The 20,313-nt window shown below is 41.2% G+C and carries 9 protein-coding genes, 3 tRNA genes and 2 pseudogenes; 5 read left to right on the forward strand and 9 right to left on the reverse strand.

What is annotated here, in order from left to right; translation table 11 throughout:
• The first annotated feature begins 18 nt into the window (after nt 1-18).
• Nucleotides 19-771: an ABC transporter ATP-binding protein gene (locus K333_RS0104930; RefSeq protein ID WP_036886056.1), complete on the forward strand. Its 753-nt coding sequence runs from the start codon at nt 19-21 to the stop codon at nt 769-771.
• A 70-nt stretch (nt 772-841) separates the two neighbouring features.
• Here K333_RS0104930 and K333_RS0104935 read toward each other — a convergent pair.
• The 4 genes from K333_RS0104935 to K333_RS0104950 all read right to left on the reverse strand — a co-directional run bounded on the left by K333_RS0104935 (nt 842) and on the right by K333_RS0104950 (nt 3,059).
• Nucleotides 842-913, reverse strand: a tRNA-Glu gene (locus K333_RS0104935).
• Nucleotides 914-965: 52 nt separating this feature from the next.
• Nucleotides 966-1,040, reverse strand: a tRNA-Glu gene (locus K333_RS0104940).
• Between the two features lie 35 nt (nt 1,041-1,075).
• A tRNA-Ser gene (locus K333_RS0104945) sits at nt 1,076-1,163 on the reverse strand.
• A gap of 147 nt (nt 1,164-1,310) precedes the next feature.
• Complete coding sequence (locus K333_RS0104950) at nt 1,311-3,059, reverse strand: phospho-sugar mutase (protein WP_024989530.1); 1,749 nt, start codon at nt 3,057-3,059, stop codon at nt 1,311-1,313.
• A 159-nt stretch (nt 3,060-3,218) separates the two neighbouring features.
• On the opposite strand from K333_RS0104950, the gene rlmH reads away from it, so the two are divergent.
• Both rlmH and uvrA read left to right on the forward strand, forming a co-directional pair.
• Complete coding sequence (gene rlmH, locus K333_RS0104955; protein WP_024989529.1) at nt 3,219-3,689, forward strand: 23S rRNA (pseudouridine(1915)-N(3))-methyltransferase RlmH; 471 nt, start codon at nt 3,219-3,221, stop codon at nt 3,687-3,689.
• Entirely contained in the window at nt 3,682-6,519 is a 2,838-nt protein-coding gene (uvrA, locus tag K333_RS0104960) for an excinuclease ABC subunit UvrA (RefSeq protein ID WP_024989528.1), read from the forward strand. Before rlmH ends, uvrA begins: the two co-directional genes overlap by 8 nt.
• A 37-nt stretch (nt 6,520-6,556) precedes the next feature.
• Here the strand turns inward: uvrA and K333_RS11965 are convergent, their stop codons facing one another.
• The 5 genes and pseudogenes from K333_RS11965 to K333_RS13620 form a co-directional block, all read right to left on the reverse strand.
• A complete protein-coding gene (locus K333_RS11965; RefSeq protein ID WP_024989527.1) occupies nt 6,557-8,956 on the reverse strand; it encodes a glycosyl hydrolase 115 family protein in 2,400 nt (799 codons plus the stop codon).
• Between the two features lie 112 nt (nt 8,957-9,068).
• Complete coding sequence (locus K333_RS0104970; protein ID WP_024989526.1) at nt 9,069-10,847, reverse strand: RagB/SusD family nutrient uptake outer membrane protein; 1,779 nt, start codon at nt 10,845-10,847, stop codon at nt 9,069-9,071.
• A gap of 4 nt (nt 10,848-10,851) precedes the next feature.
• Nucleotides 10,852-13,890, reverse strand: coding sequence for a SusC/RagA family TonB-linked outer membrane protein (locus K333_RS0104975; RefSeq protein ID WP_027452412.1), 3,039 nt, complete (start codon nt 13,888-13,890; stop codon nt 10,852-10,854).
• Between the two features lie 144 nt (nt 13,891-14,034).
• Nucleotides 14,035-17,922, reverse strand: coding sequence for a hybrid sensor histidine kinase/response regulator transcription factor (locus K333_RS0104980; protein ID WP_036889073.1), 3,888 nt, complete (start codon nt 17,920-17,922; stop codon nt 14,035-14,037).
• Between the two features lie 64 nt (nt 17,923-17,986).
• A pseudogene (locus K333_RS13620) lies at nt 17,987-18,742 on the reverse strand (helix-turn-helix domain-containing protein).
• Between the two features lie 925 nt (nt 18,743-19,667).
• Between K333_RS13620 and K333_RS13450 the strand changes: the two are divergent.
• A pseudogene (locus K333_RS13450) lies at nt 19,668-20,036 on the forward strand (cysteine peptidase family C39 domain-containing protein); the annotation flags it as partial.
• Between the two features lie 2 nt (nt 20,037-20,038).
• Nucleotides 20,039-20,242: a hypothetical protein gene (locus tag K333_RS13120; protein ID WP_154652988.1), complete on the forward strand. Its 204-nt coding sequence runs from the start codon at nt 20,039-20,041 to the stop codon at nt 20,240-20,242.
• Nucleotides 20,243-20,313: the final 71 nt, after the last annotated feature.

Genomic DNA, 20,313 nt, shown 5'->3' on the forward strand with positions numbered 1-20,313 from the left:
AACCCAACCAATATATATATGAATACTAAAACACAGATTTCCATTAAGGAAAACCTGGTTGGATTAATAAAGAATTTCGGGGATAAGACTGCTGTGTCTATCCCCGATTTTTCTATCCAGCAAGGTGAGATGCTCGGTCTTGTAGGAAATAACGGAGCAGGTAAGACTACCCTATTCCGTCTTATGTTGGATTTATTAGACCCTACAGAAGGAAGTGTCGAAATCAATATCCATCAGGATGATGGTAATGAGTGTATTTTGAATCCTGCAAAATGTGAGGATTGGAAACAATATACTGGTGCTTACATTGATGATGGATTCCTAATAGAATTCCTCACAGCCGAAGAGTATTTCAATTTTATTGCTAAAGTCAATAATATCGCAAAGGAAGAATTACATAACATACTTGACAAATACAGAGACTTTATGGGTGATGAGATTCTTAATCAGAAAAAGCTCATCCGAGAGTTCTCTGCTGGTAACAAGCAGAAGATTGGTATTGTGGGGGCATTATTAAATTCACCAAGAGTTTTGATTCTTGATGAACCTTTCAACTTTCTAGATCCTTCTAGCCAGAATCATCTGAAACAGTTGCTTACACAATACAATAAAGAGACAAATGCCACTATTATTGTATCAAGCCATAATCTACAGCATACGATCGAAATCAGCTCTCGTATCGCTCTCATGGAGCATGGCTGCATCATCAAGGATTTAGACAACAAAAATCAAAATGCTCAAAAAGAGTTAAACGAATATTTCAATGCCTAATCAATTATATAAGGCATTAAAATACATAAAAAGAAAAGAGGCATAAATCAATGATTTATGCCTCTTTTAGTAGTCGGTAAGAGAATCGAACTCTTATGCCAAGATTGAGAATCTTGTATCCTAACCGTTAGATGAACCGACCGTTAGCTTTTTCATAAAAAAACCTCTGTAATCATAAAGGTTGCAGAGGATTTTGGTAGTCGGTAAGAGAATCGAACTCTTATGCCAAGATTGAGAATCTTGTATCCTAACCGTTAGATGAACCGACCGTTAGTGCATTCAAAATAGCCTGACCCCCGTAGAGCGGAAGGAGGGGGATTCGAACCCCCGGTACGCGAAATGCGCACGGCAGTTTAGCAAACTGCTGGTTTCAGCCACTCACCCATCCTTCCAGTCAGGGCTCGCTAACCGAGTTGCCAAGCATATCTTTCTGAAATGCGAGTGCAAAGGTAATGAATTATTTTAATCCCACCAAATATTTTCTGAAATATTTTTGAAGTTTTTTTTCAAATTACCTTTGCACCTTATTATATATAGAATTATTCTAATCCTAAGCTCTTCTTGATAGCCTCAACTTTCTTAGTTCCTTCAGCATCAAGTTTCTCATATTCTGAAGCGCTATTCATAACGCCCTTAACTTCTATATAGAACTTAATCTTAGGTTCTGTACCTGATGGACGTACACTTACCTTTGTGTCATCATCACAGAACCACTGCAGAACATTGCTAGTTTCTGGCATATCAAGCTTTGTCTTGTTGCCCTGAACATCTGTAGCCTCAAGAGTCTTATAATCTTTCCAAAGGATAACTTTACTACCACCAAGTTCCTTAGGAGGGTTCTGACGGAAGTTCGCCATCATCTGCTGAATTTCTTCTGCACCAGACTTACCAGGACGCTCTACATTGATAGTATGCTCCTTAGAGAAACCATACTCTGTATAGATATCCATCAATATATCATAAAGGGTCTTACCATGATCCTTAGCATAAGCACAGATTTCAGCAAGTAAAGAACATGCAGATACCGCATCCTTATCACGAACGAAGTCTTCTGCAAGGAAGCCATAGCTTTCCTCACCACCACCGATATACTGCTGCTTGCCTTCAGAAACACGAATTTCATTTGCAATCCACTTGAAACCGGTATAGCAATCACGCATTTCAATATGCTGCTTCTCTGCAATCTTACGAATTACCTCAGTTGTAACAATAGTCTTGACAATGAAATCGGTTGGCTGCATCTTACCTACTGCCTGACGATTAGTAATGATGTACCACAAGAAAAGCAGACAGGTCTGGTTACCGTTAATAAGAACCCACTCTCCCTTATCATTCTTGCAAGCCATACCAACACGATCAGCATCAGGATCACTAGCCATAAGGATATCTGCGTCGATAGCCTTGGCATCACGCAAACCAAGAGTAAGAGCCTCAGCGAACTCTGGATTAGGACGATCTACAGTAGGGAAATTACCATTCTTGATCATCTGCTCCTTAACGCAATGTACATTATCAAAGCCCCAGAACTTCAAAGAACGAGGAATCATTGTCATACCTGTACCATGGAGAGGAGTATATACGATACTTAAGTCATGCTGATGCTTGATAACCTCAGGATCAATGCATAATGTCTTGATTTTCTCCAAATATGGTTTATCAACATCTTCACCTACAAGTTGAATCAGGTCTGGGTTACCTTGGAACTTCACGTCCTCAACCTTTACCTTATTCACCTCATCGATGATTCCCTTATCATGTGGAGCCAAAACCTGAGCGCCATCTTCCCAATAAGCCTTATATCCATTATACTCACGAGGATTATGACTTGCTGTAAGGTTTACACCACCCTGTGCACCGAAATAGCGAATAGCGAAAGAGCACTCTGGAGTTGGGCGCATTTCCTCAAACAAATATACCTTGATGCCATTGGCAGAGAAGATATCTGCAACTTTTTTTGCAAAGACATCACTATTATTACGACAATCGTAGCATACAACTGTTGAAATTTGCTCTTTGTCCTTAAAGTTCTTCTTCAGGTAGTTAGCAAATCCTTGAGTTGCCATACCTACAGTGTAGATATTCATACGGTTAGAGCCGGCACCCATGATACCACGGAGACCACCTGTACCGAATTCCAAATCCTTATAAAAACTTTCAATGAGGTTAGTCTTATCCTCATCATCGATCATTGCCTGAACATCTTTACGAGTCTGCTCGTCAAAAGCAGGAGTTAGCCACTGCTTAGCTTTAGCTTCGCATTGGGCAATTAGTTCTGCATTATTTGCCATATTATTGTTAGTTTTAAAAATATTATTTACGCAAAGATAGCAATAATTTTCGGGTTATAAGAAATTAATCGAAAAAATTTCGTATTTTTGTAAATTGTAGAATAAAAAGGGAGAAAGATTGGAAAGTTTCCGATATATCCGAAACGAAATTCATAGTCAATGAAAACAGAGTTAATACTTGTAGGCAAAACAGTAAACAAGCATTTCGTGGCCGGAATAAAAGACTACACTGAGCGCATCGGGCATTACATGCCTTTTGAGATCAAAGTAATTCCAGAAATCAAAAACACGAAATCGCTTTCTGAACAGCAACAAAAAGATAAAGAAGGAGAACTGATTCTCAAGATGATCCAACCTTCTGACACGGTGGTGCTAATGGATGAGCACGGCACTGAATTTCGTTCTATCGAATTTGCAAAGTGGCTCCAGAAAAAGCAAAACACTACTCGAAGACTTATCTTTGTCATCGGTGGCCCTTATGGCTTCGCTCAACCTGTATACGATCGGGCCAATGAACTTATTTCTCTTTCTAAAATGACATTTTCACATCAGATGGTCCGATTAATCTTTACAGAACAGATTTATCGCGCTTGTACAATAATTAAAGGAGAACCATATCATCATGAGTAAAAATAAAGAAGCCTTTATAGAGATTAAAGGTGCTAGGGTAAACAACTTAAAAAACATCTCACTAAAGATTCCGCGCAATAAATTGATTGTCATAACCGGAGTTTCCGGTTCTGGTAAGTCATCACTTGCTTTCGACACGCTATATGCTGAAGGTCAACGAAGATATGTAGAGAGCCTATCTAGTTATGCCCGTCAGTTTCTGGGTAGGATGAGCAAACCGGAATGTGACTTTATCAAAGGACTTCCACCTGCCATTGCTATAGAGCAGAAAGTTATTGCCCGTAATCCGCGTAGTACCGTCGGTACATCTACCGAAATATACGAATACCTCAGGTTACTTTATGCTCGTATTGGTCGTACCTTCTCTCCTATCTCAGGACAAGAGGTAAAGCGCCATTCTACCGAGGACGTGCTACAATGCACTCGGCAATTCGGAGAAGGCACCAAGTTTGTTATTCTCGCTCCTTTCCATGTCATTGAGGGCAGAACTCTCCACAAGCAGATGGAAATGTACAATCAAGAGGGTTATTCACGAATCTATATTGATGGCGACTTTACCCGTATTGAGGATTGGCTCGACAACCACGACGAGGAAGCCGCCAACAATGGTGACATCTGGCTTGTCATCTCTCGCCTTTCCGTATCAAATGAGAAAGACGATATTTCTCGCTTGATTGATTCCGCAGAAACGGCCTTCTATGAGGGAGACGGAGAACTTCGCCTGATGTTCTTGCCATCTCATCAAACTTTCGATTTCTCCACACGCTTCGAGGCCGACGGAATAAAATTCGAGGAACCTAACGACAACATGTTCTCTTTCAACTCTCCTCTAGGAGCATGCCCGACTTGTGAAGGTTTCGGTAGCGTCATCGGTATTGACGAGAAACTCGTTATCCCCAACACAGCACTGAGCGTATATGATGGATGTGTACAATGCTGGCATGGTGACAAGATGGGTGAATGGCAGAAGGAGTTTATACGCAGAGCTGCCAAGGATAAATTCCCGATATTCAAACCTTATTATGACTTAACACGAGAAGAGAAAGATGAATTGTGGCATGGATTGAAAAGTGAAAGAAATGCGGACATTCACGACAGAATATGTATCGACACTTTCTTTCAGATGGTCAAGGAGAATCAATATAAGATTCAATATCGAGTGATGCTAAGCAGATATCGCGGAAAGACTACTTGTCCTGATTGCCATGGAACTCGACTGAAGAAAGAGGCTACTTATGTCAAAATCAATGGCATGAGTATTACAGATCTTGTTGAGATGCCTATAGCAAACCTAGAGAAATGGTTTCTCGACTTACAATTTGATAAGCATGATGCGGATGTTGCCAAACGTCTTCTTACTGAGATAAAGAACAGATTGCATTTCCTTGTAGAAGTAGGTTTAGGTTATCTTACGCTAAATCGCCTGTCGAACACACTCTCTGGAGGTGAAAGTCAACGAATCAACTTGACGACAAGTCTCGGCAGTTCTCTTGTAGGAAGTTTATACATTCTCGACGAGCCAAGTATTGGAATGCACAGTCGCGATACAGAAAGACTGATCCATGTTCTCAAGGAATTACAAAGTCTTGGTAATACTGTCATCATCGTGGAGCATGATGAAGATATGATGAGGGCTGCTGATTACATCATCGACATAGGTCCGAATGCCGGAAGACTTGGTGGCGAAATCGTATATCAAGGTTCGACAGAGGAGATACAAGACATCAAAGACAAGGATGCACTCAACAAGAAATACCCAGACAGTTATACGATAAAGTATCTTACCGGAACAGAAACCATTGATATTCCTTCAAGTAGAAGGAAATGGAACAAAAGTATCAAGATTACAGGAGCACGCATGAACAACTTAAAGGGTATCGACGTAGAAATTCCTCTTAATGTCCTTACGGTTGTCACCGGTGTATCTGGATCCGGGAAATCATCTCTTATAAAGGGTATACTCTACCCTGCTCTTAAGCGACATCTTGACGAGGTGGCAGATACTCCTGGTGAATATGTCTCGCTTGATGGTGACTGGAAAGACATTAAGCACGTTGAACTTGTAGACCAGAATCCGATAGGAAAATCTACACGTTCTAATCCAGCTACCTATGTAAAGGCTTACGATGCCATCCGCTCCTTATTTGCCGAGCAACCTCTGTCCAAACAATTGGGATTTACTGCCCAGTATTTCAGTTTCAATGCAGATGGAGGAAGATGTGAAGAATGTAAGGGTGCCGGTGTCATCACTGTCGAGATGCAATTCATGGCCGACCTTGTACTTGAATGTGAGGCATGTCATGGTCAGCGTTTCAAGCATGACATTCTCGAAGTACGCTTCCATGGGAAGAACATCAATGATGTGCTGAATATGACCGTAAGCGAAGCTATTGAATTCTTTGGAGAATATGGACAAAAGACCATTGTAAATAGGTTAAAGCCTTTAGATGACGTAGGACTGGGATATATCAAATTGGGGCAAAGTTCTTCAACTCTATCAGGTGGTGAGAACCAGCGTGTGAAACTTGCCTACTACATCGGACAGGAGAAGGTTGAACCAACACTATTCATCTTCGACGAACCTACTACCGGTCTGCACTTCCATGACATCAAGAGATTACTGGCAGCCTTTAACTCACTCATAGAGCGTGGACACAGTATCGTTGTTGTCGAACATAACATGGATGTCATCAAATGCTCTGACTACATTATCGACCTAGGTCCCGAAGGTGGCGACAAAGGCGGTAACCTTGTAGCAAAAGGAACTCCTGAACAGATAGTTGCGTGCAAGACTAGCTATACAGGAAAGTTCCTTAGTGAGAAACTATAGTTGAATACTTAAACAAACTTATAATTACAGGACATCATTACTGATAGGTTATCTTCTGTATCATCTGTCCTGGATCAACAATGGATAACGTAAGGATATGACTATCTTTTTCCTTGTCTATAGGAAATGATAGTACAAACTCCTTGCGGTTCTCCATCACCTGTAATTTCCACTTAGGTCCCCACTCTATGAATTCATTCTTACAGATCACAGGATTTGAACCATCCATGCTGACACGTATCTGATTACTTCTGTCACCGTTGACAGGCCACATCGGAACTACAGAAATACACACATGCAGGGAGTCTTTTCCTCTCAACTCTGTAATCGGAATACTGATAGAACCAGACGATTTGAAGTCTAGTGGCTGTCCCATCTGGATGACATGCCAGTCTGTACCCATACCCTCAAGCAACTGAAAAGGAGGTTTCAACTCAACCCTTGTAAGGTCAACCTTATGAGCAAACTCAGGATGTATCTGATCCTGTGGCAAACGATACCTATCGGTTGGAGCCTCAACGAGTTCTGGCATATTCTGATAAAGAGCCGTATAACCCGGTGGTATCTCAGAGATCATCTGATTCCATTTACCACCAAACAAACTATGATAACGGTCGATGAGATCTTGAAGTTGCTCATTTGCATCACGTGACTGAGCCGCATATGAAGCATTACCAGTCTCATGATTGGCCTGTGCATACAGGAACTTACGATTCATCTGATAAGCAGAAAGGACAGAATATCCAAGCAATTCGAATAAAGCCGGTCGTAAATTCTCCGGCACCTTTCTCTCAATAGCTTCATAGGCGAAGCAAATGTCCTGATATTCAACAAGACGTTTCTGAGCAGTACCTGTTTCAAAAGAGAAATCCGTATCATGTAAACGAGAATTCTCCTTGCTATCCCACTCATATTCATACCCCATATATTCCGGTTTCCTATCCCATGCCAGACGATAGTAATGATCAAGGATATTCTGAAATTGCGCTTTATATTCCTCTCCGAAGACGGAAGCAAGCCACTGAGCCTGATACCTATTAGCATTCTGATAACTGAAAGCATCAAAATTCCAGGCCATATCCATAAACATCTGTGTTTCTATTTCCATAGGTTTGATATCACCGACATTGAGCAACCAATATCTATCAGCACCGGCTGTGTATGCCTTGCGCATCTCTTCATACATAAGTTGGGGAGCTGTGGTAGAGAGCCAAAGATAATCATGAGGGGTACCGCAATAACTTAGGTGATAATACACACCACTACCACCTTTTCGCTTCTGTTCCTTGACATTGCTCACCCGTTTCATATAGCCATAGTTGTCGTCAGGCCATACCAATGTTATATCATCCGGTACACGAAGACCTGCATCATAGATATCAAGTGTTTCCTTATAAGGAACAAAGATTTGTGGCAATTCAGATACCTTTATTCCCTTATATTTTTCCAAAATAGCACGTTGCTCACCAAAGACTTTCTCTAATGTACGGGCACGATCTTTGGGATTAGTGCTACCCTTCATGGCTTCATCATGCAATCCCCGCATACCCATCGTGTAAATATTATCATACTGAGCAGTCTGTCGAATACGATCATCAAGTTTTTTCAAAATGTTCTCTCTGTTGACTTCATAATTCCATTCACCATCCTTGGTCTTATCCCACTCCAAAGTAGAAGCATTATTGAATAGCAGTGGTTCACAATGACTGGTCGTAATCATCACTCCACGCCCATCTGCGACCTTTTGATTCTCCGGATGACTATAGAAAGCACCAGTACATGAATGCATGGCTGGCGCAAGCATATTTCCCTTAAGGCGCATGATTAGTTCACAGATACGGTCATAGGTCTTTGGACCGATATCGCCAAGTTCTTTCTCAAAGTTTCGAGAGGCCCATGTCTTCATTCCCCAGTCTTCGTCATTGATAAAGATGCCACGATATTTTACTGATGGTTCACCTGACACAAAATGATCAAAACTGACAGCAACATCTGGATTATACTTCACAGGAATATCTGCCCACCAATACCATGGAGATACTCCGATACGTCTGGATACTTCATAGACACCATAGATAGTACCTCGCATATCACTACCAGCAATGATCAGACGAGGATGATGTTCACGCGTTACTGTGATGACATAGTTTTCGTGTTTGTTCTTCAAATCAGAAGTCCTCAATATACCTTTCTTTATTAACTCAGAGATCAGCTTACTCTTTCCATAGGTACCTACAACGATCTGGGCTCCGGATGTCTGTTTACTACCTGTTACCAGAGAGATATCATGGCGCAGATCTGTGATGGCTCGAACAACTTGTCGGGGTTCGTCAGCATCATAATTAATGCGAGCATGGAGGACCTTAAAGTTACCTGCCTGCAAACATATAGATGTAAGAGAGAACAAACACAGAAATAGATATTTCTTTACGATCATATTTCAAGGAATTAACTTCAAAAAGCCCGGACCTATTTCGAGTCCAGGCTTAATGAAAGATCATGTTGTTACACTAACTAAAAATTATTAACCATATATTGTCTTTGAAGTATTAATTGCCAGCATAACCAGGGTTCTGCTTCAACTCAGCGTCCTTGTTCGCTTGGATAGCTGACAAAGGAATTGGGAACAGATCGAAGTGTGAATCGTAATCCTTACCTTCTGCAGAATACTTAGCACTGAAATATGGGTTATACTTCTTGATGCGCTCACTGAGTTTACCTACACGCGAAAGGGTAAGACGGCGCTTCTCCTCACAAGTAAGTTCGCGAAGGCGCTCATCAAGAATGAAGTCAAGATCCATCTCACTTGCAGTAACCTCCTTTGCCTTTGCACGATGGCGCAATACATTTATGTCTGCAGCAGCCTCAGCCTTCTTACCTAAATTTACATATGCCTCCGCACGCAACAGATATGCCTCTGCCAAACGGAACATATACTGATCGGTATAGGTCTTTCCTGCGGTACCGGCAAGGGTAAGCGTTGACTTATCACCATACTGAGCATCAGGATGATGGAAAGGAGTTGTCATCTTGGTAGAATAGCCACACATAAAACGGTTAGGCAACTGAGTCGTGGCATTCACACCACCGGCGAAACCTGTTTCCATAGAATAGCCAGCAGGAAGTTTGGTGTTTTCGAGATCGAATACACCATCAGGCATTGCCTTCTTCAATTCTGGATATTGATCTAATACCTGTGTTCGGTGAATCTTAAACTTACGAGGCCAGTTGTATTCAGAATTACGCATATCATTGAAATCACCTTCCCAGATACCACTATAAAGATGTTCATCAGCATAATGGGTACCAATACCACGACCACCGGTCATATCACCGATAGGCCAATTGAAAAGTTGGATGTTAGTACCATCAGGAGCAATGATTTTGAACTTATCGACCTGAGGAGCAAAGAATCGCTCGCCCCAGAAGCTACCAGGATTCCAGAAGAAATGACTCGTATTATTACCACCACCTTCTACATTGGTTTCAAACTGGATGACCCAGATGGCCTCCGTATTACCAGAGGCACGATTCTGGTTATTTGGACGGAAGAGGTCATAGAACACATCGCCCGCTTCATTTTTCTGTGAACCGAAACGTTCGGTCATCAATTTCAAATTTGGATCATTGATTACGTCAGAAGCCGCACTAACGGCCTTATCATTAGCTCCTGTTGCCAGATAAACTTCAGAAAGTAACATGTTTGCAGCAGGGCGACTGATTTCACCATCCTTTACAGCATTGATTTCCGGAAGATTGGCAACAGCAAATTCGAGGTCTGAAACACACTGAGCCAACACATTTTCTTTCGTATCACGAGTATAATCAGTCTTCGGCGCTGTTATCTCCTCTGTTTGGAGTGGCACACCACCATAGAGATAAGCTAATGTACGATAACCAAGGGCACGGAAGAAACGAGCCTTTGCCTCATACACTTTCTTCTGTTCTTCGTTCAACTTTGTAGATTTGCCGACACGACTAATCACTGTATTTGCCTGAGCAATAAGTTTATAGTTCTCATCCCAATAGAACTTTGCTATTGCACCCGACGGAGAAAGGTCGGCAGTGACATTTGACTTTAAAGGGTCTGCGGTGATCCACATATCTGCAAATTTCGAGAGATCTGTAGTACGGTCGTATGTAGTATAGAACTCCTCACGAGTGAGGTAATAGAGTTCTGTCACCGCAGCATCAAAGTCTGCAGATGTTTCATATGAGTTAGATGCAGAATTGAAGTCAAGTGCTTTCTCTTCAAGGAAACTGTCTTCATTGCATCCTGTGAGCAGCAATCCTATTGCTAATAATGGAATTAAATATATCTTTTTCATGGTTTTACAAATTGATGTTGATACCTAATGTCATACTCTTCATTACAGGACGATCCTCATAGCGACTACCTGTCATACGGTTTTGACCGTTGATGTCTTGATAGGTCACGTTTGGTTCCGGATCCCAACCATGCCAACCAGTGATAGTCAGCAAATTCTTACAACTCAAGTAAACGTTGATACCGTCAATACCGATACGCTGCATCCATGTCTTTGGAAGATCATATGAGAGTGTGATATCTTGTAGGCGTAGGAAAGAACGGTTCTCATAACGACCTGGATTGATAGCAGGATTAGCATTATAGAGAGCGTAGATACCACTTGGGTTGCTTGGTGTCCAGAAGTTCTCCACCTGCTCCGTCAAACGATTATGGCGCAAAGTATTATCGTTGACAAGTTCTGCATAGGTATTCTTGCCCAAATAACTCTTGCTTCCACCGATCACAGCATTAAGGAAGAAACTCAATGTGAAACTGTTATATTTCAAAGTGTTGAGTAAACCCATACGGCAAGAAGGATCTGCCTTACCGATGATACTGCGGTCTTTCTCATCAATCTTACCATCATCATTGACGTCAACGATGCGATAGTTACCAGGATGATAACCTTCTGGTATTTTATCACCTACCTGATAGATGCCATCAATGGTATAATCATAGATCGCTGAGAGTGACTGACCGATAAAGAGAGATGATGAAGAAAGATCGTCTTCCTTACCATCACCATTGGTATCAAGACCAGCTAGTTTCTTGATCTTATTGCTATTGGTAGAGAAGTTGAACATAGAAGTCCACTCAAAGTTTTTGGTTTGGATATTACGAGTATTGATCGTGAACTCGAAACCATTGTTCTGAATTTCACCTACATTAGACATAATAGATGTGAAACCAGTGATTGAAGGAATAGAGACTGCATAAAGCAAGTCTGTGGTCTTGGTGGTATAATACTCAATATTACCGGTGATACGGTTGTTGAGTAATGAGAAGTCTACACCAAAGTTAAAGCCAGAGGTCTTTTCCCACTTCAGGTTATTGTTTTCCATAGAAACCAACTCCTGACGCATCACACCAGAAGAAGCGCCATCACCAAAGATGTAACCGATAGAAGAGTCCACACGTGCCAATGAAGAATAACGGGCTGTCTGGTTACCACTGACACCCCAACCTGCACGAAGTTTCAAGTAATCGAGCGTAGGAACCTTGAACCACTCCTCGTTAGAGATAACCCAACCAAGAGCGACAGATGGGAATACGGCACTCTTGTTACTCTTTGAAAAACCAGAGAAGCCATCACGACGAACAGTAGCTGTCAAAAGATACTTGCTGTCATAAGCATAGTTTACACGTCCCATCTGATAAAGTAGGGTCTCTTCCCATGCATCAGAATTTGTCTGCTGGGTACCGGCAAGTTCGAGTGAGTTGTAACCCAATGTCATACGTGGGAACAACTTAGCATCAGCTGCCGTATAACTATACTGGCGCTTTGAAGCACCATATACAAATGTAGCACCCACAGAATGCTTACCGAAGTCATTCTGATAGTTTACGATATTATCAAATGTCCAGTCATTATATCTTGAATGATGCTTGTAAGCCTGTCCATTACTATTCTCAGCAAATTCACTTGCATAGTTGTGCTCACCGATACGATAGTTGTTACCAAAATTCATACGATAGGTAAGACCTTTTACCGGAAGTTTTACCTCTGCATAGAGATTTGCGAAGAATGAATTTGAGCGATCATAGTCATCAACCAAAGAACCGTGATAAGGGTTCTCACGTGCATCATGAGCAGGATAATGAATCATCTCGCCATTCTCATCATATGGTTTTGTAAGTGGACTGCACTCGATGAGGAATGGAAGATAGGTTTCCTGTCCGTCACGATTCTCAAAAGAACCGAAAGCTTGAACTCCGGCCTTCAACCATGACACAGGCTTAATGTCCAAGTTCACACGAATCGTATTACGCTTATAATCATCGTTAAGCAAATAGTTCTTCTGACTCGTATTGCCAAGAGAAATCAAATACGACATGTTATCAGCACCACCGGAGATGTTCAACTTGTTTTCAAAGATAGAACCGGTACGTGTGAAATCGCTCCACCAGTCATAGTCACCTGGGACGATGTTACCTTTATCATCTGTCATCCATGCATCAGGCATACGCTCAGAGAGTTTAAAATCAGGATTCTGTTGGGTATAACCGGAAGCCTCTGTCTTAGAGTACTGCCATAAGCACTCGTTATCAAAGTTCAACATCTGCTCACGATTCATGGTATGCAGTTTATGAGTCGGAGTCTGCATACTATAACTGCTTGAGAAGTTTACCTTAGCCTTACCTTTGGCACCACGCTTTGTCGTGATAAGGAGTACGCCATTGGCAGCCTGAGCACCATAGACGGCTGTTGCCGAAGCATCTTTCAAGACGTCAACACTTTCGATATCGGCAGGGTTGATACTTGAAAGACTACCGGTATAGATGATTCCGTCGAGGATAACAAGGACGCTGGTATTACCGGAAATGGTGTTGGCACCACGAATAGATAATTCAGGACTAGAACCGGCAGAACTTGCCTGACCGACATTCAGTCCAGGAACAGTTCCCTGTAAAGACTGAAGAAGGTTTGTATTGGTAGATTTCTCGAATGCTTGGATGTTGGCTCTTGTCACAGCACCTGTAACATCACTCTTACGCATGGTACCATAACCTACGACAACGACTTCATCGATAAGTTTCTGGTCAACATGAAGAGTCACCTTCACATAAGATTTGCCTTTGATCTGAACTGTTTGTTTCACATAACCAATATAAGATACTGTAATAGCATCACTTGTGGTGTTTCTCAGTTCAAAATTACCGTTAAAATCACTTACAGCGGCATTCTTTGTACCTACTTCACTAATCGTAGCACCAATGATAGGTTCACCAGAATCATCGGTAACAACACCTTTAAGGATACTCTGAGCTGAAAGCATTGCTGGGAATGCAACCATCACAACGAGTATCATTAGGACTCGATTCAATTGTTTTTTTAATTCCATAACAGGATAAATTAGTTATTAGATTATCAATAAACTAGATTGGTTAAGTTTTGATTAGATTATTTGGCTACAAAGATAACATTGTTTTTAGCATTTGTTATAAGAATTTTGTTGCACGAACTTGCGAAAACATTGCATCTTCGCCTATCCCTGCTGGATTTCTTGATATTCTGAAGGAGAAACTCCGAAATAAGTCTTGAAGGCTGTCGAGAAATGTGCCAAGTCTTGATATCCTACTTTATCCGCTACCTGCGATACGTTCACCTTTCCTTCTCTAAGCAACTTGGCTGCCTGTTCCATACGAAGATTTCTTAAGAACTTTCCCGAAGAGATTCCTGTGATTTCCTTCATCTTACGATGCAACTGTGTTCTACTTATACCCACATCTTTGGCAAGGGAATCGATATTGTAGTTGCAGTCTGACATGTTTGCATTCACCGAGCGCATCACTCGTTCCATGAATTCGTCATCGTTTCCTTTCACATTGATTTTCTCTATACGTTGCTCTTGGTCAACGGCTCCGCTGAACTTTCCACGAAGGCGACGTATATTATCGATGAGATTATCTATCTGAATATGAAGTTCCTCCATATTGAACGGCTTAGCCAAATAGGCATCAGCACCAGTTTTCAATCCTTCCAACTTATATTCCACCTCTGCCTTGGAAGTTAGCATGATAACCGGAATCTGAGAAATCTGGGGATGCTTCTTGATACGTCTCAGAAGGGTGAGACCATCCATCTCAGGCATCATCAGGTCACTGATAACTAGGTCATATTGTTGTGAAAGCAATACTTTCAATGCTTCACGACCGTTAGGCATGTGGTCAAACTTATAGTATTGTCCAAGTTCACAATTGATATAGTTAGCGATTTCGGGATCATCATCAACAATAAGTATACGGAAATGCTGACTCTTCCGACTGGCATTGCTACCATCGGAAAGTATAACTTTGGCTGGTGACTCCTTGACGATTTGGTCGGGTCTCAGATGAGCATTGCCTTTAGGAATGATGACCGTAAAGCAAGAGCCTCGCTTTCCATCGTTACGATTGCTGGCATAGATTCTTCCTTTGTGCAACTGAGTGATGGAACGGCAAAGGTTCAAACCTATACCTGTACCCTTGACGCCAAAATCATCTGAATTATGACCTTGATAGAAGCGGTCGAAAAGTCGTTCTGCCTTTTCTTTCTTTATCCCTACTCCATTATCGACGACATCAATCTCTATCTCTTTCTCAAGTTCACGGAGCACTACCTTTATCTCTCCTCCGTCAAAGATATATTTAAAGGCATTGGAGAGCAGATTGGCAATGACCTTATCGAAATTGATCCGATCGATCCATGCAAAGACATGATTCTTCTCATGTTCAAAAGTAAAGGTGATACCGCGCTGACTGGCATTATACTGATACAGTTTACAGATGCCACTGATGAAGTCTACCAGATTGGTCTCACGGCAATGCAAAAGCATCTGATTCTTATCGATACGTCGCTCATCCAAAATCTGATTCACCAACGACATCAGTCGCTGTGCATTACGATCAATAGTCTCTATGTCAGCCTTGCCCTCACCATTACCTATCAGTGTCTTCAATTTAGCGAGAGGACCTAGTATCAGGGTCAGTGGGGAACGGATGTCATGGGTGGCATTGATAAGGAATCTCATCTTTTCTTCATCCAACCGTTGACGAGCATTCTTTTTGATAACCCATACTCCTGCAACAAAGAGGAGCAGAAGAGCGATGTAATAGAGGGTATATGCCCATCCTGAGCGATACCATGGTGGAAGGACATCCAGAGTAATCGTCTTAGTCTTTGAATAGACTCCTGCAGACAATGCCCTGACCTCAATGTGATAGTTGCCGGGCTGGAGATGACTGAGTTGTATGCTGTTTATACCTTCTGGTGTCTGCATCCATCTTCCATCATTGATGCGATATTCATAAATGATATTGTCAGGACTGACGAAATCTAGCAGAGAAAATTCCAAACTGATGCTATTATCAAGATATGAAACCTGATAGTGGTCGGTAGAGGTGACTGGTCCATCTGCGACATGTCGGCCATTTGATTCCGTAAGGGTATTAACAGGATTTCCGGCAATGAGAAATCCCGTGAGCTTGACATCAGGAAGGGCTTTATGACATCCCATGGTCTGGGATGCATTAAAGACTGTCAACCCGTCATTATTAGCGAAATAGATCATGTCGTCATTGGTATGCAAACTCACATTGTTCACATATTCCTTCATCGTAAGTCCATTGCCCAAGACATGACCTACGAACTTTTTTCTTTTACTATCAAACTGCCATATGCCCATGGAGGTGGCACACCAGATGTCTCCATTGTTGGATTGCACGATATTCCCTATCACCTTATTTGACAGGGCATTACCATATTTAAAACGAACAACCTTCTTACTGCCATGATAATAAATATATAGTCCTCGGTCTGTGCCTATAAGGACTTCGCCATGATTTGTTTCGCAGAGTGAATAGCACATGGTACCATCGAGCAGACTATCCCATCCATAAGGATGAAAGTTATTTTTCTGTGGATCATAGCACGAAACACCGGCAGAAGTTGCCACCCAAAGACAGCCATAGCGATCTGGCATCATTGCAAGGATCCAGTTGTTATGGAGTATACCATGAACAGGATCAACATCTGTCGATAGGTAGTTATGGGAGGAGTGATTCCGGGGATTGAATATGGTCAGCCCACGGGAATAGGTGGAGATGAACAAACTTCCGTGTCCGAGGTCACAGATACCGTTCAACTTCTCGCAAACAAATGATGCCTGATACTGAGACTGACCGGTAAGTGGGTTATAGGCATAGAGGGCTTCATCGGTGCATATCCAGTAGCGACCGTTCTTGTCACGATACATAATCTCCGGGGATGTTGGCGATGAAGGATGGGAAACGATATGGCCACGCTTGTCAAAGCCATAAACTCCATTTCCTTGGACGACACACCAGATGATGCCATGATCTCCACGACAGATGGATGTCACCGTCGAACTGACATGATAGCCTTGAGAAGAGAATCTCCAAGACGCAAACTGAGGTTGTACATGGGGGATGATAACCAAACCTTTCGACTGGCAACCTAACCACATATTACCAAAACGGTCTTCTTGGATACACCATATCTTGGCTGTATTAAAATCTATTCCATTGAGATTACACTCTACCCGAGTCAACTTCTTACTTCCTTTCTCTAACATGAAAAGACCGTCTCCTCGCGTACCTATATATATATTACCATTACGACTCTGATAGGCGCTACTGATGGATGTATTATTGCCTAATACGGAAAGGTCTATATCGCTATTCCCCATCTTGCCTTGATGATAGCTACTAATGCCATGCTGACAGATGACCAGTATATCGCCTGCTCTCTCTACAAGTTTCATCACGATACCTTGTCTCACAAAAAACGAATGTACCCCTTTGTAATCTTTCATCGTGATTTCCTCACCATAACCGCATTTCCAGAACCGTCCCCGACTGTCTTCCAACATCTGGTTGTAATACCAATTACCTGAAGGAGTGGTATATCCATCTTTAACCTTGTTCAAAATATTACCTGTAAGTCTGTAGAGTCCTCTTCCCGATGTTCCGACAAGGAGTTCTCCATTACGGCGTTGCAGCAAAGAGGTGACACGAGGGGTCTGCCCTGAACTAAAAGAATATGGTATGAAACGATCGGTAGCATAATCATAACGGGCTAATCCTGTGCGGAGCCCTACCCATAGCTGACCGTTATGTTCGCAGAACACCTTGGTCACAATGTTGCTGTTAAGGGAATGGGGATTATTAGACTGGTGTAGATACTGAGTAAAGCGATAGCCATCAAACTTGTTGAGGCCATTTTCCGTGGCCACCCATATATAACCGTATTTGTCTTGACAGACATCATTGATGAGTCCACTTGAAAATCTTTCAGATGGTATATAGTATCCAGACTGACCGAAAAGTCTGAAACATACAGTAAGTAGGATGATTATAAAGGTTAAACGTCGCATATATTTAATTTGATATTTCCAAAAATCTATTTCCCCTCACTTTTGCAATAAGTGAAATATAGTTTTAGAATAATTTATTTAAGGCTGCCCTTGAAATAGCCTCTGTATATTCGTCACTCCTAACTTTTCAAAGGCGTGTCGTTTATAGAATTTAATGGAATCCAACGAACGACACATTCAGTCCGCAATTTCCACCATAGTAAGTCCTGCTGCCGACAACCGTAGCACTTCAATCTCTTCTTCTTTGAGCAATACACCCTTACATTCTTTCCACCAATGACTTTCAAAAGAATATCTCCAATAGTTGCAGAGCCCTTTTTTATGAAATTCAACATGCCCGACAGTTTTATACGAAGACAGCGATACGACACACATTCCAATCCATATTTTGCCCTCATCGTTTAAAAGAATAGGGGGTAAGCTGTTGGTTGACAAGTTTACTTCTTGCACCACTGTTCAGATGAAAGTGATAGGATATATAGCACTGATATTTATCAACATCATCAAAGGTATCAAAGAACCTAAAGCCATTGTTATTCAACTCCACGAGCATTTTCTGCTCTTCTTCTGGCACGTGCTTCGAATAAAAACTATACCCCAGTTCCTTAACTTCCTTTGCCGTATGACCACAAAGGAACAAAGGATTATCTGATACATAAAGAAACTCCTGCTTATAATAGTCTATCAAGTAAACACTCTGATAGGTTACACGCGCAAAAGCCTCTACTGTATGAATCAAAGTGGAAAGCACTTTTGAATCATAATCCGGTGCATTACGTACAATATTCGACGCAATAAAGAAGTCTTTTACATCTGTCATTTGACGAATAATATTAGAAGCTTTACTCTAAGCTGTTAGCAAAGATATATTTTTTTTTCGGAATGACATCAAAACATTACACAAAAATGTAAAAAACAAGGCTAAAAAAGGTAAGTATGAGATATTCATGACAAATATCTATCAACTACCTAACATCGGAGACTGTTCCATGTGTTCCAGCAAGAGAGAAATTAAGAGTTTCTTTTCCAAATATGGTGAACTTTGCAAGGCTGCATGATCACACTTTTGTGTAATATTTAAGCCAACACATTAACTATTACACTTTTGTGTAGTAAAGATACTTAGAGAAAACAATATATTTGCAATATCGAAAAAAGAAAAGTTATCGGCATTATTATGATGTATGACTACAAAATTATATATATGAAAAGGAACTTTTCACTTTGCTTATGTGTGGCTGTTCTAGTGTTCTTGCAGCACAAACTACGGGAATAGTAGTAGATAAAAATAAATTCACGTACAGATAAAGAGGAAGTCGAAAATCTTCAAAAGAGTAGACGTTATTTATTTTAAATTCATGACTATGAAAACAAAAATTAATGTTAGAAGCAGTACTTGAACAAGTACAAGGTTTTGTTGTATTGAAAATATTATTGTGCAAAGAAAATTTAATTTATAAAATTTTATCATCAAGAACTGACATAGAGCACTTCCCTTCTATAAAAGGATTAGAATTCAGGAATAAAAAAGCAAAGTGTCATTTTGATATGGTTGTAAGTCTAGATTGTAGGTTCTGTCGTAAAGCGATAAATCAAGTATCTATGCTATTATCGAAACATCCAAAGACTTTCTTTCTAAACATTATTTTGGTACCTCTATCATATTACAATGATGACCACAAGTAGGGCTACAGTACTGCGCGGGCGTGAATGCTTGCTGACAGTCACATACAGACCATAAATATATGAAAGCAAGTAAACAATTAGATTCCATGCAATGCGGCATGGCAAGTCTACAAATGATATGCGGCCACTATGGACGAAACTATTCTATTGAAAATATATCCTCTCTTTGCCCACCAATAAAGAATGGGGGTTCTTTACTCGCACTAAGCAATGCAGCCATCACAGTAGGCTTTCGTATATTATGTGCTACAGCCGAAGTGAGTGAACTCTCCAACTTGTCACGTCCTTGCATCCTCCACTGAAATCAAAACCATTTTGTGGTGTTATACAAAGTAAAGAAAGGAAAGAAGTTCTATATTGCCGATCCTGGCAAGGGCCTCGTGAAGTATAGCCTTGACGAGTTCAAGTCGCATTCTTCGACACAAAACTGATGGGCGATCTCATGCAGCGCATGAATGACCATAGCCGTGTGAATAACTTCCTTACCCAACAGACTACGAACTCTTTGGATGCCAACAACGAGCGAATGATCGTGGACCGCCATCTTTCAAATTGGCGGTGTAAATCCATCTATGTTGCAATGATTTGTTCCGCAATTCACGGATTTAACTCTGATACTAGTAATACAATTTAATTTTATGATAACGCTTTTATTATATATTAAGTTAACAAACCTTTCTTTGTTTAATTTTCAACTGCAGAAAG

The organism is Segatella albensis DSM 11370 = JCM 12258, from assembly GCF_000426565.1.
Classification (GTDB): Bacteria; Bacteroidota; Bacteroidia; order Bacteroidales; family Bacteroidaceae; genus Prevotella; species Prevotella albensis.

Coding starts and splice junctions, on each gene's coding strand:
- K333_RS11965 (WP_024989527.1), bottom strand. CDS start 8,956: ATGATCGTAAAGAAATATCTATTTCTGTGTTTGTTCTCTCTTACATCT.
- K333_RS0104930 (WP_036886056.1), top strand. CDS start 19: ATGAATACTAAAACACAGATTTCCATTAAGGAAAACCTGGTTGGATTA.
- K333_RS0104980 (WP_036889073.1), bottom strand. CDS start 17,922: ATGCGACGTTTAACCTTTATAATCATCCTACTTACTGTATGTTTCAGA.
- K333_RS0104950 (WP_024989530.1), bottom strand. CDS start 3,059: ATGGCAAATAATGCAGAACTAATTGCCCAATGCGAAGCTAAAGCTAAG.
- uvrA (WP_024989528.1), top strand. CDS start 3,682: ATGAGTAAAAATAAAGAAGCCTTTATAGAGATTAAAGGTGCTAGGGTA.
- K333_RS13120 (WP_154652988.1), top strand. CDS start 20,039: ATGGGCGATCTCATGCAGCGCATGAATGACCATAGCCGTGTGAATAAC.
- K333_RS0104970 (WP_024989526.1), bottom strand. CDS start 10,847: ATGAAAAAGATATATTTAATTCCATTATTAGCAATAGGATTGCTGCTC.
- K333_RS0104975 (WP_027452412.1), bottom strand. CDS start 13,890: ATGGAATTAAAAAAACAATTGAATCGAGTCCTAATGATACTCGTTGTG.
- rlmH (WP_024989529.1), top strand. CDS start 3,219: ATGAAAACAGAGTTAATACTTGTAGGCAAAACAGTAAACAAGCATTTC.